Source organism: Galliscardovia ingluviei, assembly GCF_014635685.1.
Classification (GTDB): Bacteria; Actinomycetota; Actinomycetes; order Actinomycetales; family Bifidobacteriaceae; genus Galliscardovia; species Galliscardovia ingluviei.
The window spans coordinates 453645-480607 of the sequence record NZ_BMDH01000001.1; the positions used below are offsets into that span (position 1 = coordinate 453645).

Sequence of the window (26963 nt, forward strand, 5' to 3'; positions counted from 1 at the left end):
ATTACTCTAAGCCTATGGACTTGAGCTCGTGCCTCACTAGTCGATTGATAGTTGCTGTTCCTGATTCAGCAATTAGTCGAATAGCACGTGGACCGCTTGAAGGTAGTGAATACGAGCTGAGTACCTGATGTCCATCGTTTACATATACTTCGACACTGCCGCGGTCAACAAAAACACGCAGGCGTAAATGACTAGACTGGAGCTCAGCAGCATCAAGTGGTGCAGCACGGTATCCCTTGTCTCCGCGAGCATTAGCTACACGATCAAGCACTATTCTGCCCATTTGTGCGTCGAAAGCAACGTTGGTAAAGCTACCATCTTGCGTTTCGTGTACATGTAAGCTGATACGTTCAGCAGTAGATTGAGTAAGATCAAACTCGATTTCAAGCTCAGTGGCAGTAGCAGTATCTGCAATAAGCAGTTCCTCATTTACGCCTAGAGTACTATTGTCAAAGTCCTTGGTAGAGCCGCGCAACCCTTCTAGCTCGCGCATTGGGGTAGTGTGCAAATCACCATCTTCACCGAGAGTGATTTCTCGGGCAAGAGTGAGCTGTCCACACCAGCCATCGTTTTCCATAGGAATTGGCTGCACAAATGGGCTCATCCATCCGTACATAATCTGTCGACCATCTGGGGCAGTAAAAGATTGTGGAGCATAGAAGTTATGACCCCAATCCCACAAGCGGAATTCAGTCTCAGGCTGGAACGATTCGCCTGGATTCCAGGTACCAATCATGTATCCTGCATTATTAGTATTACGATTCATGAACCCATCTGCTTTTGCTCCCATAGCGGAGAATCCGATAACCCATTTTTGGCTACCATCAGGAGCAGTAACAGGGAAGAAATCAGGGCATTCAAGCATAAACACATTTGGATCAGGATGCTCAAAGAGTACGCGATCAAAACTCCAATGCTCAAGGTCTGTCGAGGTATAAAGCCACATTTGACCGCGCTGGTCTGCGCTAGAAACACCGAAAGTCATATACCATGTGCCATCAGTATTCCACACTTTTGGATCTCTGAAATGCCAGTGTACTTGCTCACGTGGGCAGTCCACTACTACGCCGCGCTTAGTCAAGCGTTGCAAATGAGCATCGTTTGGATTCTCTGGGGTGGCAAGCATTTGTACTTGCCACTCTCCGCCGGTGTTGTCTGTACCGTTGGCCCAGCGGTGGCCAGTGTAGAAGAATCGTACATCGCCATGTTCGTCGACAATTGCTGATCCTGAGAATACGCCGTTGCGTTCTTCTTCCAGACTTGGCGCAAAGGCAATAGGTTCGCGTTGCCAATGCAACATATCTTCACTAGAAACATGTCCCCAGTGCATTGGTCCCCATTGCGTACCATATGGGTGTAATTGGTAAAAAACATGCCAGCGCCCGCCGTAATAGCATAATCCATTAGGGTCGTTAATCCACCCGCCGTTTGAAGCGATATGGAATCGAGGATACCAGCGGTTATTGCGTACGCTAGCAAGATTGGCGACACCTTGTTCGGCTTTAGCTAACGCTGCATCGTGATTAGTGAATTCGTGCGGAGTAAGTAATTCGTTCATGAGTACCTCTTCGTTGAGTGCATTGCAATATATTGCAGATGAGATTACATCTAGTTTTGTGTAATTGAGTGTAACTGGTAGTTGAAAATACGGACCTAGCTGTGTTGTGTGAACACTGCCTTGTGGAGGCAACTTCCTGTGCAGAAACTCGCGGTTTAATATGCTGTACTACACAGGAAGTCGCGCTGATGTATGTTCCTTAGTCAGTGATACCTTGTGCCTGACGCTCGCGTAATTGCTTATCAGTATAGAATGGATCACCTTCTACAGACTCATTGTCTTTCTTGATAACAAAGAGTCCGTAAATCAATGCTACTAACACGATAGCAGAGATAGTGAAGAAGGTTGGTCGATCTCCCAGCTTGTCGTGCAATGCACCAAGTGGTGTGGAGAAAATTACCTGCCCAACCTGGGAAGCGATCTGGAAGCCAACCATGTACAGCGTAGCAGAAAGCTTGGTGTCAAAGTGCAAGGTGAAATACCTGAATGCTGGCAAGCAGAAGAGTGGCACTTCGATAGAATGGAACAACTTGACAATGGATACGCCGACTGGATCATGGAATACGCCGCACAAGCCAATGCGAGCGAACATTACAAATGCGCCGAGTAAGAGGGCATTACGCACGCCAATTTTGCGCATAATAATTGGTACTACACCCATCATAGCGGATTCCAAGAATACCTGAATACCGTTCAACGTGCCGTAGGTTGCGTTACCAATTTCTACAGTTGGGAACAGGCTAGCATAGTATGTTGGGAACATCTGCTGGTCGAATACGGTGTAGAACGTGTTAGTAAGCAGCATGAAGACAATAAGCACCCACAGCGTTGGCATTTTTAGTACATGAATCATTTCCTTGAATGAAGGATTAGTTGGCGCAGCATTTGGATCGGCTTCTTGCTTAATGAGTTCTCGCTGTTCTGCTGGTACCCAGAAGAGGTAAACGCAGAGCATACCAACACCAAAAATAGAGCCGATCCAGAAGTTAAGCAGTGGGTTAACGTTGAAAATATGTCCAGCGATAAGGGCGACGATAGCGTAACCGAAGGAACCCCATGCACGTGATTGACCATATTCAAAACCGAATTTACGCGAGTAGCGTTCTGTGAAGGCCTCGAAGAGTGAGCAGCCTGCCATAAATCCTGCAGAGAGGACAACGGAGCCAATCAGTGCGCCAATAAAGCGAGTGCTACCGCCGGCGAGAATCATAGGAGCGTAAATGAATTGGACAAATGGTCCTACAAGAGCTGCAATTGCAGAAACGATAACTACGAGACGGCGCTTAATACCAAGCTGATCTTGAATAGTGCCGTAGACAAACATGATAATCAGGGTTGCCAGTGAGTTAATGGAATAGATTTGTCCAACTTCGGCTCCATCAAGACCGATGGTGTTGAGCCAACGCTGGAAGAATGACCACCAGATACCCCATGAGCAGAAGAACATAAAAATGCCTAGTGAGCTCTGTAAATAGGACGGGGATTTAAATGGTGTGGTGAACCGATTCATGGTGTCTCCTCTGATCCGCTACCTTGCGGTACTACTGTAACCGGCTGGTATGGTGAATCCATACATCAAACGTTTGACGTAAAACGATTGACTTAAATTATGGCGCAGTGTATTGACGCTTGCAAATCGGCGTGTTGCACAAGAACTTTATAGACTACACGTTCGAAACTACACGCGCAAACGGTGCAAGGTAATATGCTCCACATCCATAGTTCCTGATTCGCTACTCAAGCACAGGGAAGTAGGACCTTCATGCGGATACGAATATGAAGAAAGTACTTGCTCTCCATCATTGACAAATACTTCTATAGACGCAGCATCTAAAAGAATATGCAAACGTAAACGTTGACTGGTAAATGGCGCCGCACGATATCCACGGTCTCCATGCGGATTTGCTGCGCGATCAAGTACGACACGATTAATCAGTTTATCGTAATACACACTGCAATGCCCCTCACCATTAACATGCACATTAATACCAGGACGTTCTGCAGTAGAGGCATCAAGATTGATATCGACAATCACTTCCGCAGCTTCGATACGGTCGGCAAGTTGTATAGTTTGATTAATTGCAATACACATCGCACCAAATTCTTGTGTGCTATAGCGTAATGCTTGTGACTCACGTAATGGTTGGAAACGCAGACAGTGGTATTCGTCAAGCATTATCTCACGTATGCACGAAAGCTGATCACACCAACCATCTTCCATAGCGGTCACAATTGGTGGGACAAACGAACTCATCCATGCAATCAGAAGCCTCCTGCCATCAGGGGCAGCAACCGTTGTAGGCGCATAAAAGTTATGTCCCCAATCCCACATGCGGAATTCTGTACGAGCAATAAATCCATCTGCAGTGTAATCGCCAATAATATAGCCAGCATTACGCAGATTTCTACTAGAAAAGCCATTAGGATGCTCGCCGCGTGCACAAAAACCAAGAACCCACGCATCATGGCCGTCAGGAGCCTTAATACTAAAGAAATCAGGGGATTCCAGCATATACACACCAGGATTTGGGTGCTGATATAGCACACCGTCAAAGTGCCAAATGCGTAAATTATCAGAAGTGAATTTCAAGATTTGACCACGGTGATCATCAGTGCTCGCTCCCACAACCATAACCCAATGCTGCTGAAGTCGGCTTACACGAGGGTTACGAAAAGCGCGGTAGCCCTCAGGACACTCAATCACTGCTCCCAGCTTGGTTGCATGAACACCGTCAGTGCTGACTGCCGCGCAGATATTATCATAGGTGCCATCATCATCACAATGAGTGCCAGTATAAAAAATCCAGAGCTGTCCGTCATCGCTTACTACTGTAGAACCTGCGTATATGCCGCCGTTATCTTCTGGAGCATCAGGGGCAAGTAGGAGAGGCTCAGACTGCCAGTGGATAAGGTCATCGCTTGAAACATGAGCAACATATGGCGCATCATCTGACAAGCTATCAATATTGGATTGAAACATCACATGCCAGCGGTTTTGAAAATAACATAATCCAAATGGCTGCGCAGTTTTTCCTGCAGGCAGAGCAATATGAAACCGTGGATACCAGCGATTATTGCGCTGTGCTGCCTGTTGGTCTAAGACACGTTGCGCCTGCTCTAACGATACGTATTGGTTCACTTGGCTACTAGCTGCCACTACGTTGCTTGCTATGGTGGCGCTCTGCTCACTCATATGTTTCCCCCTAACACATTCCTCAGATTTTAGTTATACCCTGTGTAAGCAATATAGTTTGTACTACGACGTGGTGTTATGCTTGCGGTTGCTCTTTTGCTTTGTCGGTAACTGGCTACTCATAATATCTTGATCGCATATTTGGTATGTTATTGATGCCGAACTGAGTCTTTTTTCAACAATGTGCAATGAATATGAGCCTCTTGCTCTTGCAGATTTGGTAGAGTATCGCGCAACGCTTGCGGTATATGTGCTGACTTATCATCCTGTTCAATCATGCTAATAAGTCGCATCGCACCCCAATACCCCATTTCATAATGAGGTAAGTCTACGGTGGTCAGGCGCGGTGCCATAGTCTCTGCACTGACACGATGATTATCTACTCCAACTACAGAAAGATCTTTGCCAATTCGCAATCCTAATTGAGCAGCAGCAAAATACACATACCAAGCACGAGCATCGTTAAAGCACAGCACCCCATCTGGGCGCTCTTGCTCAATCAAAGCGCTAACCTTATCCTGAGCGGCTTGGTTGAAAGTTACGCTAGTGGTAAGTGCCATATCGTGGTTGATACGATATTGCCGTAATGCTCGTGTATATCCTTCGTAACGTAATGTATCGGCAATAGTTACTCGGTCAGCAGCACCAATATAGGCTATACGCTGTGCTCCGGATTGAATTAAATATTCAGTAGCATCAAAACCAATAGCACGCTCATCAGGGACGATAGAAGGCACACGATGATCAACATCAAAACCATCAACAAGCACAGTTGGTGCATCATGTAAAGACGAAGGAATAGTAGTGGCCTGATGAAACATGCGAGCATAGATAAAGCCCTCAACACCATACTGTTTTAAGGCGTCAATTTCGTGCTCTTCTAAAGTTCTATCGCCGTTTGTATTAACAGTAAACAGCATGTAGTTCATAGATCGCGCTGCATCTTGTGCGCCTAAAATAAGGCGACCAGCATATGGGGTAGTAGCAATTTCGTCACTAATAAAGCCCAAAATATGACTACGGTTGGTACGTAGCGACCGTGCAAGCGTATTAGGTCGGTATCCGAGTTGTTGTGCTACCAGACGAATGCGCTGAGCTACTTCAGGATTCACGCGACCTTGATCACGGTGATTGAGCACTAAAGAAACAGTGGAAATAGAAACCCCGGTTTGTTCAGCAATTTGTCGCAAAGTAGCCATGCTGTTAAGGGTAACAAAAAAATAGCTGAAAAAAGGAGAGTATGGAAAAACCTTGCAAACTCCATACTCTCCAGCGTGTCACGCATTATTCATTTATGCAGATTAGTGGTTATCAAAATGGATTGATTGATGAGACGCATCTTGAACTCAGAACATGATGTAGCACACGATTTAGCGTACATCTTGCTGCAAAATACGCTCTACTGCGGTAACTTTTTCATGAATCTGATTGCGCACCCCTGCACGCAAATCAAGCTGAATACTTGCTTGGGTGCGCACACCAGCGTGGTAGAGAGCAAGTATTGCCTGCTCAATGGTATGCATAACATTAGGAAAGTCACCTTCCATATCGGTACTCATAGCGTGGGTGTGTGCAGGAAGTCCACTCTGGTGAATAATAGCGACGGCCTGAGCAACATGAGAGCTTAATTCTTCACCGGTGCCAACTGGCCAGATAGCAACCTGAGCGAGGGTATTAATATAGGTGTCTTTGTCGTCAGTCTTAGCAGTCGAAGCAGCAGAATCAACTACATTAGTCGAATCAATTACAGAAACTTCGTGAGATTGGTCAGGAGTGCTAGTATCCTTCGTAACTTCTCTCCAAGTACTAACCAGCTCACTTGCAGCACGATAAGGATCATCTGCCCCTGCAATAGCAGAAATCACAAACCAGCCTTGCGCTCCCGCTTGTGCTAACTGTGGCAAATCAGCTACGGTTACGCCACCCCCTACCACAACAGGGTAGGGGCATACATGGCATAGGGCTGCAATATCCGCCAAAGCATGCGAATCTTCACTTGCATTCTCTATCAGATGTGCATCAGCTTTGCTTGATGTTGGGTGCAAAGCGCCAGCGCCAACATAGTCAATAATTCCCGGTTCAAGCTCTGTAATCATAGAGATAAGATCTACAGTATGAGCACTTAATCCTACGATAGCATCAGGGCCAAGTAGCTTGCGGCACACTTGAACAGGAATATCTGACTGCCCGACATGAATACCATCAACGCGAATACCAGCGTCGCGTGCTGCGAGTACCACATCGAGGCGATCATCGACAACAAATTTGACTTGCTCCTGCTTGCCCTCCTGAGCAATACATTGAGCAATCTGCTCGCATAAGGCAATCATTGCTTTGGCATCACTATGTTTTGCACGCAACTGCACCATTGTAATGCCTGCCTGCAATGCTACACGTACAATATCAACCACCGGGCGACCATGAGTATCTTCTGGTCCAACCACCAAATATGATGAAATATCACAATACCGGCTCATTTTTTCTCAATTCGTAAACTCTAGTAAAACTCTAGTAACTTGACAATATTGATAGTCCAATAGGCTGGTGCCCACAACCCAATACCTAAAAGTCAACAGATATTGCAGATATTGCGGCTTCTTGTACCAAATCCTGTGGCGTAACTTTATAGAGCTCATCGAGAAATGCACTAGCGAAAGAACCTGGTCCGCCAGCATATTGTTGTGCTCGAGCAGAGGCGATATTATAATGCGCGCTCGCTGTTAGAGCTGCCAATGTTGGCTCTGCAATACATGCATATGAAGCGACTACGCCACCAAGCGAACATCCTGCACCAGTTACTTTGGTCATCATGGCAGAGCCACCATGCAGTCGATAGCAATGCTGTTCATCAACAATGGCGTCGACTTCGCCAGAAATAGCAACGCAACCATGGCAATACTGGGCAAGTGCACAAGCTGCAGCAATAGCGCTATCGACATCATCGTGAGACTCGACGCCAACATGATGCTCATGGGCACTTTGCGTTGCTGATTGTGACACTTCAAGCTGCCATGCTTGTGCAAGAGCGATCGCCTCAGATGCATTACAGCGAATAATTGTTGGAGGATTCGGGGCCAGCGCGTTCACAATGCTAGTACGCACAGCACCAGCGCCAACACCTACTGGGTCTAGCACCCATGGAATATGGTACTCGTTCGCTACTTTTGCAGCTAGTGGATATTCAGTTTCATATTCACGCTGCAGCGTCCCCAAATTCATATACATGCCTTGTGCTGCTCCAGCGCGGAACATATCTTCCACTTCACTGGCACTCGTAACCATGGCAGCAACAGCTCCTGCCGACAACTGAGCATTGGCGACAAAATTAATAGTTACTGTATTAGTTAGTGATAGTGCAAGTGGCGCTTGCTGACGTAATGTCTCAGCTGCTTGTCTCATGGCATGGGACAAAAGAGTAGAACTCACTGTAGAAGGCTCGGATTCATGAGTAGTTTCATGAGTTTGATGGTCAAAATAAGATATGCTAAGTTTAGCCATAGCTTACTGCTCCCTACGATGGTATTAACCAACAGGTTCAAAGGGTTGGATTACTCCATCTCAACGTGCATGCACGTACCCCTGCATTCGCTTTGAATACAACGTTTATTGTAATGGAACTTTGTAATTATGCAAGATGGTGTTGTTACTACATGTATTGCAATGGGTATGCACGCTCAAAGGAGCGTTGAAATATAACGAGGGCTGAGATGTATAACGAGGCTAATAGTAAAGTTTTAATACTAGATTAAGCAACTATCTCGGTGCTAACAAGAACTATTTGAGCGTCGATTATGTACCATTAGTGCGCAAAGTATGAATGCTTACAGTGTCATGGTCACGCATTAGAGTTAGTCGCGTTATATGCATGTGAATGGCCGAAAGGTGACATCGTGGCTGAATCAAAGCTTGATGCGGTTGTATCGTTAGCAAAACGACGTGGATTTGTGTTCCCAGCAGGTGAGATTTATGGTGGTACTCGCTCCGCTTGGGACTATGGTCCATTGGGTGTGGCATTAAAGGATAACATTAAGCGTCAGTGGTGGCGTGCAATGGTTACCACGCGATCAGATGTAGTCGGTGTTGATACATCCATTATTCTACCTCCAGCTGTATGGGTTGCTTCAGGGCATGTGAGCGTATTTAACGATCCGCTGATTGAATGCTTGAACTGCCATAAGCGTCATCGTGAGGACAAGTTGGAAGAAGCCTATGCAGAGAAGCATGGCGCTGAGCCAGCTGATGGATTAGCTTCAATTGTCTGCCCAGATTGTGGTGCTAAAGGCAAGTGGACTGAGCCACGCGATTTTAATATGATGCTGCGTACATCACTCGGTCCTGTTGAAGATGAAAATAGCTTACACTACTTGCGTCCAGAAACTGCTCAGGGTATTTTCGTTGATTTCAAGAATGTGATGACTTCATCTCGTTCAAAGCCTCCATTCGGCATTGCCAATATGGGTAAGAGCTTTAGAAATGAGATCACTCCAGGAAACTTTATTTTCCGTACTCGCGAATTTGAGCAGATGGAAATGGAGTTCTTTGTTGTTCCAGGCACTGATGAAGAATGGCATCAGTACTGGATTGATATGCGCACACAGTGGTATGTGGATTTGGGTATCAATCCGGCAAATCTGCGTCATTATGAGCATCCAAAGGCTAAGTTAAGCCATTATTCCAAGCGCACTGTTGATATTGAGTATCGTTTTGGTTTCCAAGGATCCCAGTGGGGTGAGTTGGAAGGTATTGCCAATCGTACTGATTATGATTTGACTGCTCATTCGAAGCATTCAGGCGAAGACCTGAGCTACTTCAATCAGGCTACTGGTGAGCGTTTTGTACCATATGTTATCGAACCAGCTGCAGGTCTTACCCGTTCGCTGATGGCATTCTTGGTCGATGCTTACGATGTTGATGAAGCTCCAAATACCAAGGGTGGTGTTGATACCCGTACAGTATTGCGTCTTGACCCGCGCCTGGCTCCGGTGAAGGCAGCTGTATTGCCACTGAGTAAGAAGCCTCAGTTGCAGACTATTGCTCATAATTTGGCAGCAGATTTGCGCCAGAACGACTGGATGATTGACTACGATGAAGCTGGTGCGATTGGACGTCGTTATCGCCGTGAAGACGAAATCGGTACTCCATTGTGCATTACTGTTGATTTTGATACGATCGATGACCAGGCAGTAACGATTCGTGATCGCGATACTATGACACAAGAGCGTGTAGCCCTTGACCAAGTAGAACGTTATGTTGCTGAACGCATTAGTGAGAAGCGTACTCGTTACCCAGAAGGACCTGTTGATATTACGGGCAATGCTGGGGCAGATGGTAGTGCTGACGTTAATGCAGAACAAGGTCAGGCATTTACACCAGTACAGGTTGAGGAGGCCGGTGGTGAATAAATCCACCAGTGAACGTACTGCGTCGTTATTACCTGCTGTGCGATTAGGTAATATCGACGTTCCAACTCCAGTTGTGCTTTCGCCAATGGCGGGGGTGACGAACTGGCCATTCAGGGTCTTGTGTGAAGAGCAAGGCCCTGATGGGCTTTATGTGGCAGAAATGGTAACATCTCGTGCTCTAGTTGCTGGCAATCCTAAAGCGTTGCAACTCTGTGAATTTGCTCCAACTGAGCGCGTGCGCTCTTTGCAACTATACGGTGTTTCTCCTTCTATTATGGAGCAAGCAACACGTATGGTAGTTGATGGACATATGGCTGACCATATTGACTTAAATTTTGGTTGCCCTGTGCCAAAAATTACGCGCCGTGGTGGCGGTTCGGCTCTGCCTTGGAAACTTGATTTACTCAAAGATGTACTACAAGCAGTTGTGCGTGTGTGCGAGCCTGCAGGGATTCCTGTAACTGCAAAATTTAGAGTTGGTATTGACGATGAGCATACCACTTATCTTGATGCTGGTAAGATTGCGCAGGATGTTGGGTGTGCAGCAGTTACTTTACATGCAAGAACAACCGCGCAGTATTATGGTGGGCATTCGCATTGGGAACATATTGCTCGCTTAGCCCAGGCATTAGATATTCCAGTATTCGGCAATGGTGATATTTTCAGTGCACAAGATGCCATTGATATGGTTACGCAAACCGGTTGTGCTGGGGTTGCTATTGGTCGAGGTTGCCAAGGTCGTCCTTGGATTTTTGCTGATATTAAAGCAGCATTTGCAGGAGAACCTTTGCCACCAAGTCCTACTCTAGGTCAGGTTGCAGCAACGATTGTGCGTCATGGACAGTTACTGGTTGAGTTTTACCATGGCAATGAGCAGATGGCTGTGCGTGATTTGCGTAAGCATGTCGGTTGGTATCTCAAAGGCTTCCCTGTGGGAGGTTCTACTCGTCAGGCATTAATGTCTTGCGAATCATTAGTTGATGTTGAGCGTGTGCTTAGCCAATTTGATCCAGATATTGCTTATCCTGAACAAATTCAGGACAAGCCGCGAGGGCGAACGAGTTTTGCTCGAAAAGTGCACCTTCCTCAAGGATGGTTAGATTCCCAGCATTTAACCCAAGAGGAGCGTGAACAGGTTATTGGAGCTGACCCCTTGGACGCTTCGTATTAACAAAGTTGAGAAAATAATGTGCAACACGCGGACATGTGAACACGTTTAGGCTAAGATTTGCGATAGAGTTGTGCATAATCGTGAGTGACAGGAGCATACAGTGAGCGACAAAGCCCAGAACGAGGTAACCATAGACGATAGAACCGTCATCAAGGTGGTTGGAGTTGGCGGCGCCGGCGGTAATGCAGTGAACCGCATGGTCGCAGAAGGACTTAAGAACGTTGAGTTCGTTGCTATTAACACTGATGCCAAGGACTTGATGCGTTCCGAAGCAGATGTGAAGATTGCACTTTCTGACGAAAAAGACCGCGGCTTAGGTGCGGGTGCAGACCCTGAAAAAGGTGCTAAAGCAGCTCAGGATCATCAGTCAGATATTGAAGAAGCGCTTAAGGGTGCTGATATGGTATTCGTCACCTGTGGTGAAGGCGGCGGTACTGGTACAGGTGCAAGTCCACTAGTGGCGCGTTGTGCGCGTCAACTCGGTGCATTGACTATTGCAGTGGTGACGAGGCCATTTAGTTTTGAAGGTCCTCGCCGCGCAGCATCAGCAGCTTCTGGTATTGAAAATCTTTCCAAGGAAGTAGACGCGATTATTGTTATTCCAAATGATCGCCTGCTTGAACTTGCAGACCATACCATTACTATTATTGACGCATTCAAAACTGCGGATTCTGCATTGCTTGCTGGTGTGCAGGGCATTACTGATATTATTACATCTAATTCTTATATTCATACTGATTTTGCTGATGTTACCGCAATTTTGAAGGATTCTGGCACAGCACTCTTTGGTATCGGTGCAGCTCGTGGCGAACAGCGTGCGGCAAAGGCTGCCGAAATCTCTATTAGCTCTCCATTGTTGGAAGCTCAAATCGATGGCGCTCATGGCATTTTGGTTAATGTTGCAGGCCCAACTGATTTGAGCATGCTTGAAGTGAATGAAGCAGTGAAGGTGGTCAGCAGCTCTATTCACCCTGAGGCTCAAATTATTTGGGGTCTTACTTTGAATGATGAGTTTGGTGATGAGGTGCGTGTAACAGTTATTGCTGCTGGTTTTGAATTGGTCAAAGACAAGCCAATGCCAACTCCGATGCCGACACTAACAACTGATGCTGCGCCAACTACTCCTGAGCCTGCTGCGCAGCCAGCTGAGTCTGAACCTTCGAATCTGCCTCGTGTGCCTGAATTGCACCTCGATACTCAGGCGCCAGCGCCTTCAGGGTTCGCCCCAGAGCATCATAGTCCATATCAGGGTAATGACTTTGAAGACGATGAACAAATTATTCCTGACTTCTTGCGATAGTAGAGGCTAAAGGATAGGAGATAGTATGGCTGGCTTTATGAAGAATGCGATGTCGTATTTTGCGCTTTCTGATATTGCAGACGATGATGAAGCGCCTCAGCAGCGTGAGGAAACGGGAAAGGCAAATCAAAGCTTTGACAATGACCGTACTGTAACGCCTCCTGTCCAGCATACCCCGCAAGCAACTACTACTGCAAAAGCGACTAGTGCATCAGCATTTAAGGGTAAGCTGTCAAGGATTACCACGATTCATCCGAAAACGTATGAGGAAGCACAACAGGTGGGTCGTGCTATTCGAGATGGCGTTCCAGTAGTGCTGAATCTTACCGGTGTGGACGAGAAAATTGCATATCGCATTGTTGATTTTTCTGCAGGAGTGGTGTTTGGTGTTCGTGGACGTATAGAGCGCGTTACACCACGCGTATTTTTGCTTTCTCCTGCACAGGTCGATATCCATGTAGAAGATAGCGATAATACTGATTTATTCAACAAGTAAGTTTGATTGCATATAAGATACCCGTGGCAATTCCACGGGTATCGGTATGTTTAAGCCATGTCGTATCTCGCAATATCAATTATTCTAGCTATTCGTTCTATCGCACGATGGCTGATTGATGCGTATATTACCGTGTTGTTCGTTCGTATGATTGTGGATTGGGTGCTGGTTCTTGTCCCAAGTTTTCGTCCACAAGGAGTTATTGCAACACTGATATCGCTTATCTATCAGCTCACAGAGCCGCCTTTGCGCTTCTTGCGTAGGTACATTCCTCCTGTGCCTCTTGGCGCAGTCTCCCTTGATATTGCGTTTATTGTGTTGTATTTTATCCTTGCTGTGTTGCGTATCATTATTTAGCGGTGACGCAAGTGATAATGCGCATGCGAAGAAGTATGTATAGTGAAATAAGTAGGGTATTTCTTGAAAAAACTCATGTTTTTGCGCGAAATTACCACCATGAGGGATGAGTTCGTGCTAGCATAGGCACGAGAAAGTAAGTTTTACGACGCTGTCATCAGCTGAGAGTGAGGTCGCGATCCGCTATGGCTCTGCTAACACCAAATGATATCCGAAATCGAGTGTTTCAGACGGTACGTTTCAAGGAAGGCTATGATATCGACGAAGTTGACGACTTCCTCGATGAAGTAACCGAGACTGTTGAAGCTTTGAGTAGTCAAGCTGTCCAGTCTGGTTCTACGCAGTCCTTGGGCCCGGATGTTGCTCAATTAAATGAAAAAATTGCACAACTTACTGAGGAAAATAAGCAGCTGAAAAGCGCCCAGTCAGCAGATGCTGATGATCGCGTGACTACGCTTGCTCAGCAGAACGAACAGCTTAAAGGTCAAGTCGATCAGCTCAATGCTCAGATTGACCAGCTCACAAAACAGTCTGCTCAAGGCGATGCTGATGCCTCTGCCTTGGTTGAAGAGCGTAAGCGTTCTGCAGAGCTTGCTAACCAGTTGCAGTCCTCACAGCAGCAGGTTCAGACTTTGCAACAGCGCTTAGCTTCTAGTGGCGAAGCAGGTGAGCAGGTTGCTAAGCTCACTGCTGAACTCGAAGAATCTCGCAAGCGTGAAGAACAGCTCCGTGCACAGCTTGCTAAGGTTGAGCCAAGCACAGAAACTGGTAGTTTGCGCAAGATTGCTGGTGCAGGTGCTACTGCTTCTACTGAGCCAGAACGTGCTACCGCAATGCTGGCTTTGGCTATGCAGCTGCATGACCAGTATGTTGATAAGGGCAAGACTCAGCGCGATCAGTATATTGCTGATGGTAATGCTCGATTGGAAGAGGCAGTACAGAAGGCAGATGCATACTCAAAGCGCACTCACACTGATGCTGATAATTATGCAACGCGTGTGCATAATGAGGCCGATAACTATGCATCTAAGACCCGTCAAGAGGCAGATGAGTACTCCAAGAAGACTCGTGCCGATGGCGAAGCCTATGCAAAGAAGACTCGCGCTGATGGAGATGAGTACTCCAAGCAGATTCGTAATGCTGCTGATGAGTATGATCGTCGTACTCGTCAGGGTGCAGATTCCTACGCTGAGCAGGTAAAGGAGAAGCTGTACACCGACTCTAAGGTTATTGAAGGCAATATTGAAGGTCTTAAGCAGTTTGAGACTGAGTATCGTAGCCGCTTGACCGAATTCTTGGGTCAGTTGCGCGACCAGATTTCTGGAACCAACAATTACCAGTCTATGGAGAATAAACCAGTAGATGAGTGATTCACGTTCTGACACTTCGACAAAACAGCCGCGTCATTACACGGCTGTTTTTGTCGTATTGCTATTAGTGTCATATGGTATTGATCGATGGACAAAATGGCTTGCTATTAAGCTGCTGGGTGATGGCAGTGTACATACAGTTATTCCACATGTACTGTCACTGCGTTTGATTGGTAATCCCGGCGCTTCCTTAGGCATGGGATCTGCAGTGACCCCAGTGCTTGCCATATTTGCTTTAATTGCTGCGGTTGCTCTCAGTGTTGCTGCTGTGCGTGCCACATCTTTATGGTGGACTGTTTGCTTATCACTCGCTGCTTCTGGAGCTTTCGGTAATTTTACGGATCGAGTGTACTATGCCAAAGGCTTCCTCGATGGACATGTTGTTGATTTTTTGGATTACGGCTGGTCTATTGGTAATGTTGCTGATATTTGGCTTGTTATTGCTGCGGTTGGCATTGTAGTGTTAACTATTTGCGCTGTACCCTCTGGGCTATGGCATAAGACACAGTCACAAGACGACAACAAGTGAGCTAAAAGGTCTTTGAGGTAGTCATGCAATCGATTGTTCCAGCTCCTGATGCGCTTATAGGTCAGCGCTTTGACGTCGCTGTTGCCAAAATGATGGGAGAGTCTCGTACTCGCGCACGTGACTATATCGATACGCAACAGGTTCGGCTCGTTGCAAGAAGCTATGACCGAGCTACTATTTTACAAGCTGGCGACCTTGTAGAGTTTGATATCGCTCCTGTGCAAGAACAGCAAGAACCTGTAGCGCAGGATATGGCTATCGTATTTGAAGATGATGATATTGTTGTTGTCGATAAGCCTGTAGGAGTTGCAGCACATGCGTCTGTGGGTTGGACAGGACCAACGGTATTAGGCTCGTTATTAGATCGTGGCGTGCATATTACTGAATATGGTGCTCCTGGACGGCAAGGTATTGTCAGCCGTCTTGATGTGGGTACAAGCGGGCTGATGCTTGTATGTAAATCCGAGCTTGCGTATAAGGAGATGCGCCGGCAATTCTCCGAACACGAAGTGAAAAAGACCTATCATGCGCTAGTACAGGGCAATTTAGAACAAGATCACGCAACCATTGATGCACCTATTGGTAGGGATAGTGTGCGAGATTTTCGATTCACCATTACTCCTGCCGGAAAAGAGGCTATCACTCATTGGGATGTGCTTGAGCGTTTTGGAGAGGCTACTTTAGTGGCAGTGGGGCTGGAAACAGGGCGTACGCACCAGATTCGCGTGCATATGTCTTCTATCGGTCATCCTTTGGTGGGTGACCCAATGTATGGCGCAAACCCACAGTTAGGACAACGCCTTGGTCTCGATCGTCAATGGCTTCATGCTATGCGCTTGGAATTCCGTCATCCTCGTACCAGAGTATGGACTACAGTCGATTCCACTTACCCGCCTGACCTTTCACATGCATTAGCAGTAATTCGTGCGTAAAGCATGGTTTTTTGGTTTTGCAGATGCAAACTGTATGGCGTTTTGTCTAAGGTGAGGCGAAACGCCATAATTGTTTGTAATTTAAGCTGATATAGAAGTGCTACTTGCACATGTGTAGTTTTTCGGTATGGTAGTACGCATGGCTGCTTCTTCAAATTTCGTACATTTGCATAATCACACGCACTATTCTTTGCTTGACGGTGCAAGTAAAATTCCTAATCTTGTCTCTCGCGTGCGTGAATTAGGTATGCCAGCAGTAGCCATTACTGATCATGGTAATATGCATGGCGCATATGAAATGTGGTCTACCTGTGTGAAGCAGGGTGTAAAGCCGATTATTGGTATTGAAGCGTATGTTACTCCTGAAACTTCCAGACGTGATCCAAGTCGTGTGAATTGGGATACACAGTGGAATCCAGATATGGATGAGAAGCATCGTAAACGTAATCCTGATGATGTTTCCGGCGGCGGTTTGTACACGCATATGACGCTGTGGGCAGAAAATGATGAGGGTCTTGTAAACCTCATGAAATCTTCATCGCGTGCAAATCTTGAGGGTCGTGTGATGCGTTATCCTCGTATGGACAAGGAGTTACTGTCTACCTACTCAAAAGGAGTTATTGCTTCTTCTGGCTGCCCGTCAGGAGTTATTCAGACGCGCATTCGTTTAGGTCAGTTTGATGAGGCTCTACGCTATGCAGGAGAAATGCAGGATATTTTTGGGAAGGATAGTTTCTTTATCGAGCTCATGGATCACGGCATAGAGATAGAAAGCCGTGTAACTAAAGATTTACTGGAGATTGCAAAAAGATTGAATGCTCCACTTCTTGCAACGAATGATTCTCATTATGTACTTGAAGAAGACAGTAGTGCTCAAGATGCCATGTTATGCATTAATTCCAATGCTAAGCTTGACGAACCAGACCGTTTCAAGTTTGATGGTTCCGGATATTTTATCCGCACCGCCGAGCAAATGAGATCTTTATTTAAGGAATTTCCTGAAGCCTGCGATAACACACTACGTATAGCTGAACGCTGTAACGTAATGTTTGATGATAATGAAGATGGCGCCTTTATGCCGCAATTCCCGTGTCCTAAGGGTTGGGATGAGACATCACTCTTTTTGAAAAAAGTTGAAGAAGGCTTGGAAGCCCGGTATAACGGCAATGTGCCTGAATATGTATTGCAACAGGCTGACTATGAATGTGGTGTTATTTGCCAGATGCAGTTCTGCGGATACTTCCTTGTTGTTGCTGACTATATTAACTGGGCAAAAGCACATGGCGTAATGGTAGGTCCTGGTCGTGGTTCAGCAGCTGGTTCCATGGTGGCGTATGCGATGGGTATTACCGAGCTGGATCCGCTTGAGCATGGTTTGATTTTTGAAAGGTTCCTTAACCCTGAACGTGTTTCTTTGCCTGATATCGATACTGATTTCGATCCTGATGGCAGGGCAAAAGTATTGGAGTATGTGGCTGATAAGTATGGTCACGACAAGGTAGCACAATGTGTGATTTATGGCACGATTAAAACGAAACAGGCTCTTAAAGATGCTGCACGTATTATGAGTTACGAGTACTCGATGGGTGAAACTCTTACCAAAGCGCTGCCTCCGAGCAAAAATGGTAAAGATGCCTCGCTTTCTGATATTTTTGATGAGCATTCTAAACGCTACGATGAGGCGCGAGAATTCCGTGAGCTTATCGAATCGAATTCTGATGCTGCTCGTATTACCGAGCAAGCAAAAGGTATCGAGGGTCTGATCCGCCAAACCGGTGTGCATGCTTGCGCGACGATTATGGGTTCCGAGCCAATTACTGATACGTCTCCGTTACTTGAACGCACAGACGGTACGGTGACGACCACATTTGAGTACCATACTTGTGAAACACTAGGTTTGGTTAAGATGGACTTTTTAGGTCTATCTAATTTGACGGTAATTCGCGATACTTTACGAAATATTGAGCGTAATGGTAAAGAGGCAATCGACTATACCAAAATCCCATTGGATGATAAGCAAACTTACGAATTATTAGCTCGAGGGGATACTTTGGGTGTGTTCCAGCTGGATTCTGATGGTATGAGGGCGCTACTGAAAAGTTTGAAGCCCGATAACTTTAATGATATTTCTGCACTGATTGCTCTGTATCGTCCAGGTCCTATGGATATGGACTCGCATAATAATTATGCCAAGCGTAAGAATGGATTACAGCAGATTGAACCAATACATCCAGAATTAAGTGAACCGTTAAAAGAGGTGCTGGATGAGACTTATGGTCTGATAGTCTATCAGGAACAGGTGCAGTCTGCAGCACGTATTTTGGCCGGGTATTCGCTTGGTAAGGCAGATGTGTTGCGCCGTGCTATGGGTAAGAAGAAGCCAGAAGTACTGGCTAAAGAAAAGGTGCCATTCTTTGCAGGTATGAAAGAGCATGGCTACTCTGAAGAAGCTGCACAAGCGGTGTGGGATGTGCTCGTGCCGTTCTCAGGCTACGCTTTTAATAAGGCACATTCCGCAGCATATGGCTTGATTTCATATTGGACTGCGTATTTGAAAACGCATTATCCTGTGGAATTTATGGCAGCACTGTTGCAAAACGAGCGCACGAACAAAGACAAAACAGCACTATATCTCGGTGAAGCACGCCGTATGGGTATTAAGGTTTTGCCTCCAGACGTTAATGAGTCAGTACTGGAATACTCAGCAGTAGGTGATGTAGTGCGCTTTGGTTTGGGTGCAATTAGAAATGTTGGTGATAAAGCTGTTGAAGATATTATTGCTGAACGTAACTCTTCACGCGGCAAATTTGTGAATTTCGCAGACTATATTAAGCGCGTCCCATTAACAGCATTAAATAGACGATTAGTGGAGTCGCTGATTAAAGCAGGGGCATTTGACTCTATTGACCCAAACCGTAGGGCATTAGTAACCATTCACGAGTCAGCCATCAATCAAGTAGTGCCGCTGAAACGCAAAGAAGCAGAAGGACAATTCGATTTGTTCTCAAGTTTTGGCGATGAAAGCGAGCAGGAGGACTTACTGCAAGACGCAGGCATTGTTGTGCCGCAGATAGAGGAGTGGGATAAGAAAACCAAGCTCAATTTTGAACGCGAAATGCTGGGATTGTATGTTTCCGATCATCCGCTAAGCGGTATGGCATCAATTTTGGCTGGTTTGCGTGATTATTCGTTAGCACAGTTGATTGATCGAGCTGACCAACTGCAAGAACGTGAGCTTGTTACTGTAGCTGGACTAATCACTGCTGTCGAGCGTAAAGTCTCCCGAAAAGGTAATCCTTGGGCATTAGTAACAATCGAGGATATGGAAAGCTCTATGCAATGCCTATTCTTTGGCAAAGCATATGAAGAACATGCTTCACAATTAGTGCTCGACACAGTGGTGCAAATTCGTGGTTTCGCAGAGGCAAGAGATGAGACTGTATCACTGCGTGCTCAGGATATGCAGGTGCCATCATTAGAAGCACAGGATACGAAGCCATTAGTGTTGCTTTTCCCGGCAACAGGCTTAGATCAAGCCCGAGTACAGTCGCTCACTCATGTGCTGCATGCCTATCCTGGCAATTGTGAAGTGCGTCTTGCTTTGGTGCATGATTCAGGCAAAGTAACGGTAATGACCTTGGGAGACAATTTTAGGATTGCCCGTGAAAGTGCGTTATTTGCTGAATTAAAAACAGTATTTGGTCCAGCTTGTTTACCAAGCACATTGTGATTGTAATGGATGTAAACGCACGTCCAACAGAAGAGAAAAGACCGTACTGTGAGAAAAATGCTTGTTCAGCTCGACACTGTTTGTGGAAATCCATAGGATTTTGATATGGCTGAATCTACAGAACAAATAATGCGCACCATTGATTTGCGCGGAACAACCCTAACACGTGCCGAGCTGCTCGAAGCAATGCCTCGAGCAGAAATGGGTACATTTGAAGCAACAGACCTCGTCCGTCCTATTCTCGATGATGTGAAAGAACGCGGAGCTGCTGCATTACGCGACTACGGTGAGAAGTTCGATGGCGTTCGTCCTCACTATTTGCGTGTGCCTAAGGAGGAGCTTGAACGCTCATTAGAGCAACTAGATCCTAAGGTTCGCGCTGCAATTGAAGAATCCGTACGACGTTCACGTGCCGTGGCAGCAACACAAGTGCCAAAGCCATTCTATACCGATTTAGCTGATGGTGCTCGAGTGAGCGAACGTTGGATTCCAGTAGAACGAGTAGGCTTATACGTTCCAGGTGGAAAAGCTGTGTATCCAAGCTCAGTGATTATGAACGCGGTACCGGCACAAGCTGCGGGCGTGGAATCGCTTGCTATTGCTACCCCTCCAAGCAAATCCAATAATGATGGTTTACCAGATCGCACTATTCTGGCAACATGCGCAATTTTGGGTGTAGACGAAGTATATGCTGTTGGCGGCGCTCAAGCAGTTGCAATGTTTGCCTATGGCGCTCGCGGTAGTGAGCCACAAGATGGCGAGATTCTGTGCGAGCCAGTCGATAAGATTACCGGTCCTGGCAATATTTTCGTGGCTACTGCAAAATCTTTGGTATCCGGCATTGTTGGCATTGACGCTGTGGCAGGTCCTACAGAAATTGGTATTATTGCAGATTCAACGGCTAATCCAGGCTGGCTTGCAGCTGATTTAATCGGTCAGGCTGAGCACGATGAGCTTGCTGGCTCTGTACTGATTACCGATGATACTGATCTTGCCCAGCAAGTGCTTGATGAGTTGGCTGTACGAGTGCCACGCACCAAGCATGCAGATCGCGTGGCAACATCACTTTCTGGTAAGCAATCAGCAATTATTATTACGGATGATTTACAGCAGTCCATTGCTGTAGCTAATGCATATGCGGCAGAGCACTTGGAAATTCAAACCGAAGACCCAGATGCAGTTATCCCGCAAATTCGTAATGCTGGAGCTATTTTCCGCGGAGGCTATTCACCAGTGCCTTTGGGCGACTATATGTCCGGCTCGAATCACGTGCTTCCTACAGGTGGTACCGCACGATTTGCAGCAGCACTTGGCGTTCATACGTTTATGAAGCCAGTAGAAGTTATCGAATATGATGCTACTGGTTTGGGTGCTATTGCTGATCGTATTAACAATTTTGCAGTAAGTGAGGATTTGCCAGCACATGGTGAAAGCGTACTTACACGCTTTGTTGATGATCCATATGATAAAGACACACTTGATGAACAAATTGCTAAGGCAGGTTTAGTATGATTCCATCAAGTCTGCCGTTACGAGCAGATCTGCGGGGCGAAGAACCATATGGTGCCCCGCAGCTCGATGTGCCAGTATGTCTGAATGTCAATGAGAATCCGTATGCCCCTTCACCTGAGGTTATCGATGCTATTGTTCAGCATGTTCACGATATTTCAGGAACACTAAATCGCTATCCCGACCGCGAACATATTGAGTTACGCAAGGCATTATCAAGGTACTTAGCTCAAGAGTCTCATGTAGATTTACCTGCGGAATGCTTGTGGGCAGCTAATGGTTCCAATGAGATTATGCTCCAGCTGTTCCAAGCATTCGGAGGACCTGGCACTACGGCATTGGGCTTTGCTCCGACGTATTCCATGTATCCTGAATATGCTCGTGACACTTTTACTGGCTGGCAAACTGTAGAGCGCAATGACGACTTTACGTTGAATCGTGAACGCGCTGTTAAAGCTATTGAAGACATCGGTCCTTCAATAGTGCTGGCCACAAGTCCTAATAATCCCACTGGTACACCTTTATCAATGGAGGATACGCTCGAACTCTTAGCGGCCTGTGAGCGTACACAAGTTGCTGGTGCAGCTTCTGGAGTACACCCGATTCTTGTAGTTGATGAAGCATATATTGAGTTCCGCTCTGCTGATGTGCCTTCAGCAACAACATTGATTGCTGAACATCCTCATCTTGCAGTAAGTAGGACAATGAGCAAGGCTTTTGCATACGCCGGAGCTCGACTTGGCTATCTTGCAGCAAGTCAAGGCATTATTGATGCTGTGCGCATTGTTCGCATGCCATACCATTTAAGTGCGGTTACACAGGCGGTTGCATTGGCAGCGCTTGAACATGCAGATGAGCAGTTAGCGCAAGTGGCTCATTTGCGACAAACTCGTGAGGAAACCAAACAGTGGCTTGAATCATTGCAAGTACACGGCAATCCTATTCGTGTCGCTGATTCACAATCAAATTTCTTATTCTTTGGAACTTTTCCTGATAGGGAGTTTGTTTTTAACGAATTGCTGAAGCGTGGCGTGCTCATTCGTGACGTCGGTCCAACTGGCTGGCTTCGCGTGTGCATGGGTACTGATGAAGAAATGGAACGCTTCCGTGATGCATTCAGGGAAGTACTTGCATTACTATAAGTGTCGTAAGTAAAGGAAGTTATAGTGTCTACTCGAAGTGCAGTAATAGAGCGAACCACTAGTGAATCATCTATTCGCTTGTCATTAGATATTGATGGTACCGGTAAAACAGATATAGATACTTCAGTGCCGTTCTTTAATCATATGATGACGGCTTTAGGTAAGCATTCATTGATTGATTTGTCTATTAGTGCACATGGTGATACTGATATTGATGTTCACCATACGGTCGAAGATACGGCTATTGTGTTTGGTGAAGCCTTGCGCAAAGCAATGGGCGATAAGCGAGGTATTCGCCGTTTTGCTGACGCAACAGTGCCATTGGATGAAGCCTTAGCAAAAGTTGTTGTTGATATTTCGGGTAGACCATACTGTGTGTGTTCCGGTGAACCTGAGGGCTTTGAATTTGCCTTAATTGGAGGGCATTTTACTGGTTCTTTAGTGCGACATGTTATGGAATCTATTGCAATGCACGCTGGAATTTGCTTACATGTACAAGTGTTAGCTGGTCGTGATCCACATCATATTGCGGAAGCAGAGTTTAAGGCATTGGCAAGAGCTTTGCGTTTTGCTCTTGAACCTGACCCGCGTGTGGACGGCATTCCAAGCACAAAGGGGGCATTGTGAGCGACGATTATTTTCTAAGCGATGAAGAAATCAATGCGGCGTTAGAAGGTTTTGAGCGAGACTTTTCTGGAATCGATAACTTTGAAGACGAACTTGCGGGAGTGTTAGGCGATAAAGCAAAAAGTGCAGTGCTGGTTACCAGACTTTCTTCAGCACAGTTATTAGCTGCATTCTGCCAGCTTTCTGATATTTCTGCAACGTGTATTGCCAGCGACAAAGGTGCAGTAGCACTATTGCGCAATCTTGATGGTGACGGTCCGGAGGCAGCCGCCCGCGATTTAACAACTGTTGTTTCAGGACTCAGCCTAGCCTTGGCTGTAAATCGCGCAGATCATATTGAAGCTACATTATGGGCAAATGGACAGAAAGCTGATGATATTGCTCCTCCGATTATGTTTATGAATGCGCCTGATTTTGTTGAAGATATGATGATTGGTTCAACAACTTTGGATGCGTTGAAAACACGAGAGGATGCAGTGGATTCTGGTTCGCTTGATCGCAAGGGTGCTCTTGCTGTTATCGCGCAGCACACGCGATTTGGAAGAGCTGGTAAAGGTGGTTCTCGAGTAAGTTAAACTGTCTTGCACAAGTACATGTACAGAAGCAGTTACGTTGACTCGCAAGAGTAGGGGAGTGGGCATGACCTCTGTTGTCGTATTAGACTACGGTTTTGGCAATGTTCGTTCGATGGTTCGAGCTCTAGCCAATGTCGGAGCTGATGTTACTTTAACGAGTGATGTTCAGCAGGCAAGAGACGCCGATGGACTAGTTGTTCCAGGTGTTGGTGCGTTTGCTGCGGTAATGCGAGGATTAACTGCAGTAGATGGAGATCGTATTATCTACGAACGATTGCAAGAAGGTAAGCCAGTTCTCGGCGTATGCGTTGGTTTACAAATCATGTTTGAACAAGGTGTTGAACATGATATTTTATGCCAGGGTTTAGGCCTTATTCGCGGCACTGTTCGACAGCTTGATGCTCCTGTGGTGCCCCATATGGGTTGGAATACGCTCTCTAGTGCGCCTAAAAGTACTTTATTTGAAGGTCTTGAAGATCAGCGTTTTTATTTTGTGCATTCATATGCTGCACAAGCAGATGAAGTACTTGCTTTACAAAACAATGCGTCAGAAGAGAGTAGACAAGCGACTGATATGCAGCATGGACAGTGGCAATTGCTGCAACAGTATCCGCTGAATATTACCACGTGTCACTATGGTGATGAGACTTTTGTAGCAGCGTTTGAACAAGGTCCATTAAGTGCCACCCAATTCCATCCTGAAAAATCAGGAGATGCTGGGGCGGCATTATTGCGAAATTGGTTACGAATACTCTAAAGCACTGATACTGCAATGCACTGCAGTAAAGTAAACAGGGCGCCAATAATGCACCAATACTACCTGTACTAATGAGAGGCAGACAACGATGATTACACTTCTTCCAGCAGTTGATGTTCGCGATGGCAAAGCAGTGCGATTGCGACAGGGAGCATCAGGATCAGAAACTGATTATGGTTCACCACTAGAAGCAGCTCGTTCGTGGTATGAACAAGGTGCGACTTGGATTCATTTAGTAGACCTTGATGCTGCTTTTGGCACGGGTGACAATCGCGCTCAACTGCGTGATATTGTACAAGAGTTAGGCACCAAGGTTCATATCGAAATGAGTGGCGGTATCCGCGATGATGTGAGTTTGCGTGCAGCTCTTGATGCAGGAGCATCCCGTGTGAATATTGGAACAGCAGCATTAGAAAATCCTCAGTGGACATGTGCGGTAATTCAGGAATATGGCGATAGAGTAGCTGTTGGGCTTGATGTCCGAGGTACTACACTTGCAGCACGCGGTTGGGTTAAAGAAGGCGGCGATCTGTTCGAAACTATTGAAATGTTAAATCAAGCAGGATGCCGCAGATATGTAGTAACTGATGTGACACGCGATGGTATGATGAGCGGTCCGAATATTGAGTTACTGCGCCAAGTAGCTCAACATACTGAAGCTAAGGTTACTGCCTCTGGCGGTATTGCTAAACTCGATGATTTGCGTGCTATTAATAGTCTTACACAAGATGGTGTTGATAGCGCGATTCTCGGAAAATCATTGTATGCAAAAGCGTTCACCTTGCAACAGGCGCTTGAAGTAGCTGCACAATAGCAAAACTTGGGTGACACTCTTAGTAATTAACATACTCGGAATACGGATGTGACAAGATAGCAATTATGGATAGACAGCAGGAATTTGCGCTCCGCACTGTTGAAGAGCGCGACGTGCGTTTTATACGCCTATGGTTTACTGATGTTTCAGGAACATTGAAATCAGTGGCTATTGCACCAGCAGAACTCGAATCGGCTTTTGAAGAGGGTATCGGGTTTGATGGTTCTGCTATTGAAGGTCTCACTCGCGTGTCTGAAGATGACATGATTGTGCGTCCTGATCCATCTACGTTCCAACTTTTGCCTTGGCGTGGTGGTAGGCAGGGTACTGCACGCATGTTTTGCGATGTGCTTACTCCTGAGGGAGAGCCATCATTGGGGGATCCCCGCCATGTGTTAAAGCGTACGCTTGCACGTGCAAAAGAGATGGGGTTCACTTTCTATATTCATCCTGAAATTGAATTCTATCTCTTTGAAATGCAGGATGATTGGAGCAGACCACCAAAGCCGGTAGATGAAGGCGGCTATTTTGATCATGTGCCACGCTCACCAGGTATGGATTTCCGCCGTGCGACAGTGAATATGCTTGAACAGATGGGCATTTCTGTTGAGTATTCACATCATGAGGGCGGTCCTGGACAGAACGAAATTGATCTGCGCTATGCTGATGCGCTTACTATGGCGGATAATATTATGACATTCCGCACTGTAGTAAAAGAGATTTCTCTTGAGCGCGGTATTCACGCCAGCTTTATGCCTAAGCCTCTTGCTGATAAGCCGGGCTCTGGTATGCATACGCATTTAAGCCTGTTTGAAGGGGATGCGAATGCCTTCTATGAAGCAGGTCAAGAATTTAATATGTCACTAACTGCTCGCCAATTCGCTGCTGGTATTTTGGCTCATGCAGCTGAAATTACAGCAGTTTGCGATCAGTACGTAAATTCGTATAAGCGTCTGTGGGGCGGTAACGAAGCTCCAAGCTATATTTGTTGGGGACATAATAACCGTTCTGCTCTGCTACGTGTGCCACAATATAAGCCTGGTAAAGGCAATTCTGCACGTATGGAGTTCCGCGCTCTCGATCCTGTGACCAATCCATATTTGGCTTATTCTCTGCTATTGGCTGCAGGTCTAGATGGTATTGAGCGCCAATTGCAGCTTGGAGAGCCAACAAGTGATGACGTCTGGGAGCTTACTGATGATGAGCGCCGTGCAATGGGTATTGAGCCACTTCCAGACTCTCTCGATACGGCTTTGCGCATTATGGAAGGTTCTGATTTTGTGGCTAATGTGCTTGGTGAGCATGTGTTCCGTTACTTTATCCGTAATAAACGCAAAGAGTGGGAAGACTATCGCATGCAAGTGACGCCGTATGAATTAGAGCATTTCCTACCGCGTCTCTAATTGCTGGTGTTGCGTTTGTCAAAATACAATATGGTTACAGCCATATGAGGTCAGTTTTTGGACTGGCCTCTTTTGCGTAGTGTGAGAGGAATCACGGT

22 protein-coding genes and 1 riboswitch are annotated in these 26963 nt (G+C 46.2%); of the genes, 16 read left to right on the forward strand and 6 right to left on the reverse strand.

All coding sequences use genetic code 11. From position 1 onward, the window contains the following. Position 1: 1 nt before the first annotated feature. From IEU85_RS01885 to thiM, 6 genes are all read right to left on the reverse strand, one after another. Positions 2–1558, reverse strand: a complete 1557-nt coding sequence (locus tag IEU85_RS01885) for a glycoside hydrolase family 32 protein (protein WP_188354536.1) — start codon at positions 1556–1558, stop codon at positions 2–4. Between the two features lie 199 nt (positions 1559–1757). After that, positions 1758–3068, reverse strand: a complete 1311-nt coding sequence (locus IEU85_RS01890) for an MFS transporter (protein ID WP_188354537.1) — start codon at positions 3066–3068, stop codon at positions 1758–1760. 168 nt (positions 3069–3236) lie between these two features. Beyond that, positions 3237–4751 carry a glycoside hydrolase family 32 protein gene (locus IEU85_RS01895; RefSeq protein WP_188354538.1) on the reverse strand — a complete coding sequence of 505 codons (1515 nt, stop codon included), beginning with the start codon at positions 4749–4751 and terminating at the stop codon, positions 3237–3239. 149 nt (positions 4752–4900) lie between these two features. Beyond that, positions 4901–5950, reverse strand: coding sequence for a LacI family DNA-binding transcriptional regulator (locus IEU85_RS01900; RefSeq protein WP_188354539.1), 1050 nt, complete (start codon positions 5948–5950; stop codon positions 4901–4903). 171 nt (positions 5951–6121) lie between these two features. After that, positions 6122–7228 carry a thiamine phosphate synthase gene (locus IEU85_RS01905; protein WP_188354540.1) on the reverse strand — a complete coding sequence of 369 codons (1107 nt, stop codon included), beginning with the start codon at positions 7226–7228 and terminating at the stop codon, positions 6122–6124. An 85-nt stretch (positions 7229–7313) separates the two neighbouring features. Further along, complete coding sequence (gene thiM / locus IEU85_RS01910; RefSeq protein ID WP_229714684.1) at positions 7314–8249, reverse strand: hydroxyethylthiazole kinase; 936 nt, start codon at positions 8247–8249, stop codon at positions 7314–7316. Next, positions 8243–8342, reverse strand: a riboswitch (TPP riboswitch). It overlaps the preceding gene by 7 nt. 299 nt (positions 8343–8641) lie before the next feature. On the opposite strand from thiM, the gene IEU85_RS01915 reads away from it, so the two are divergent. The 16 genes from IEU85_RS01915 (at position 8642) to IEU85_RS01990 (ending at position 26865) form a co-directional block, all read left to right on the forward strand. Next, positions 8642–10153 (forward strand): glycine--tRNA ligase, encoded by a 1512-nt coding sequence (locus IEU85_RS01915; RefSeq protein WP_188354541.1) that lies wholly within the window; start codon positions 8642–8644, stop codon positions 10151–10153. Then, entirely contained in the window at positions 10095–11324 is a 1230-nt protein-coding gene (gene dusB / locus IEU85_RS01920; protein ID WP_188354542.1) for a tRNA dihydrouridine synthase DusB, read from the forward strand. The genes IEU85_RS01915 and dusB overlap by 59 nt, the downstream gene beginning before the upstream one ends. Positions 11325–11424: 100 nt before the next feature. After that, positions 11425–12624: a cell division protein FtsZ gene (gene ftsZ, locus IEU85_RS01925; RefSeq protein ID WP_188354543.1), complete on the forward strand. Its 1200-nt coding sequence runs from the start codon at positions 11425–11427 to the stop codon at positions 12622–12624. Between the two features lie 25 nt (positions 12625–12649). Further along, positions 12650–13120 (forward strand): cell division protein SepF, encoded by a 471-nt coding sequence (locus IEU85_RS01930; protein WP_188354544.1) that lies wholly within the window; start codon positions 12650–12652, stop codon positions 13118–13120. Between the two features lie 57 nt (positions 13121–13177). Next, entirely contained in the window at positions 13178–13477 is a 300-nt protein-coding gene (locus IEU85_RS01935; protein ID WP_188354545.1) for a YggT family protein, read from the forward strand. 185 nt (positions 13478–13662) lie between these two features. Beyond that, positions 13663–14847, forward strand: a complete 1185-nt coding sequence (locus IEU85_RS01940) for a DivIVA domain-containing protein (RefSeq protein WP_188354546.1) — start codon at positions 13663–13665, stop codon at positions 14845–14847. Further along, positions 14840–15376 (forward strand): signal peptidase II, encoded by a 537-nt coding sequence (locus tag IEU85_RS01945; RefSeq protein WP_188354547.1) that lies wholly within the window; start codon positions 14840–14842, stop codon positions 15374–15376. The genes IEU85_RS01940 and IEU85_RS01945 overlap by 8 nt, the downstream gene beginning before the upstream one ends. A 23-nt stretch (positions 15377–15399) precedes the next feature. Next, positions 15400–16308: an RluA family pseudouridine synthase gene (locus tag IEU85_RS01950; protein ID WP_188354548.1), complete on the forward strand. Its 909-nt coding sequence runs from the start codon at positions 15400–15402 to the stop codon at positions 16306–16308. Between the two features lie 139 nt (positions 16309–16447). Beyond that, positions 16448–20038 (forward strand): DNA polymerase III subunit alpha, encoded by a 3591-nt coding sequence (gene dnaE / locus IEU85_RS01955; RefSeq protein ID WP_188354549.1) that lies wholly within the window; start codon positions 16448–16450, stop codon positions 20036–20038. A gap of 105 nt (positions 20039–20143) precedes the next feature. Then, on the forward strand, positions 20144–21550 hold the full coding sequence (gene hisD / locus IEU85_RS01960; protein ID WP_188354550.1) for a histidinol dehydrogenase: 1407 nt from the start codon (positions 20144–20146) through the stop codon (positions 21548–21550). After that, positions 21547–22689 (forward strand): histidinol-phosphate transaminase, encoded by a 1143-nt coding sequence (locus IEU85_RS01965; RefSeq protein WP_188354551.1) that lies wholly within the window; start codon positions 21547–21549, stop codon positions 22687–22689. The genes hisD and IEU85_RS01965 overlap by 4 nt, the downstream gene beginning before the upstream one ends. Positions 22690–22713: 24 nt before the next feature. Next, positions 22714–23316 (forward strand): imidazoleglycerol-phosphate dehydratase HisB, encoded by a 603-nt coding sequence (gene hisB / locus IEU85_RS01970; RefSeq protein WP_188354552.1) that lies wholly within the window; start codon positions 22714–22716, stop codon positions 23314–23316. Next, entirely contained in the window at positions 23310–23891 is a 582-nt protein-coding gene (locus tag IEU85_RS01975; RefSeq protein WP_188354978.1) for a hypothetical protein, read from the forward strand. The genes hisB and IEU85_RS01975 overlap by 7 nt, the downstream gene beginning before the upstream one ends. A 64-nt stretch (positions 23892–23955) precedes the next feature. Next, positions 23956–24648, forward strand: a complete 693-nt coding sequence (gene hisH, locus IEU85_RS01980; RefSeq protein ID WP_188354553.1) for an imidazole glycerol phosphate synthase subunit HisH — start codon at positions 23956–23958, stop codon at positions 24646–24648. Positions 24649–24736: 88 nt separating this feature from the next. Next, on the forward strand, positions 24737–25462 hold the full coding sequence (priA, locus tag IEU85_RS01985; RefSeq protein WP_188354554.1) for a bifunctional 1-(5-phosphoribosyl)-5-((5-phosphoribosylamino)methylideneamino)imidazole-4-carboxamide isomerase/phosphoribosylanthranilate isomerase PriA: 726 nt from the start codon (positions 24737–24739) through the stop codon (positions 25460–25462). A gap of 65 nt (positions 25463–25527) precedes the next feature. After that, positions 25528–26865 (forward strand): glutamine synthetase family protein, encoded by a 1338-nt coding sequence (locus IEU85_RS01990; protein ID WP_188354555.1) that lies wholly within the window; start codon positions 25528–25530, stop codon positions 26863–26865. The last annotated feature ends 98 nt before the right edge of the window (positions 26866–26963 follow it).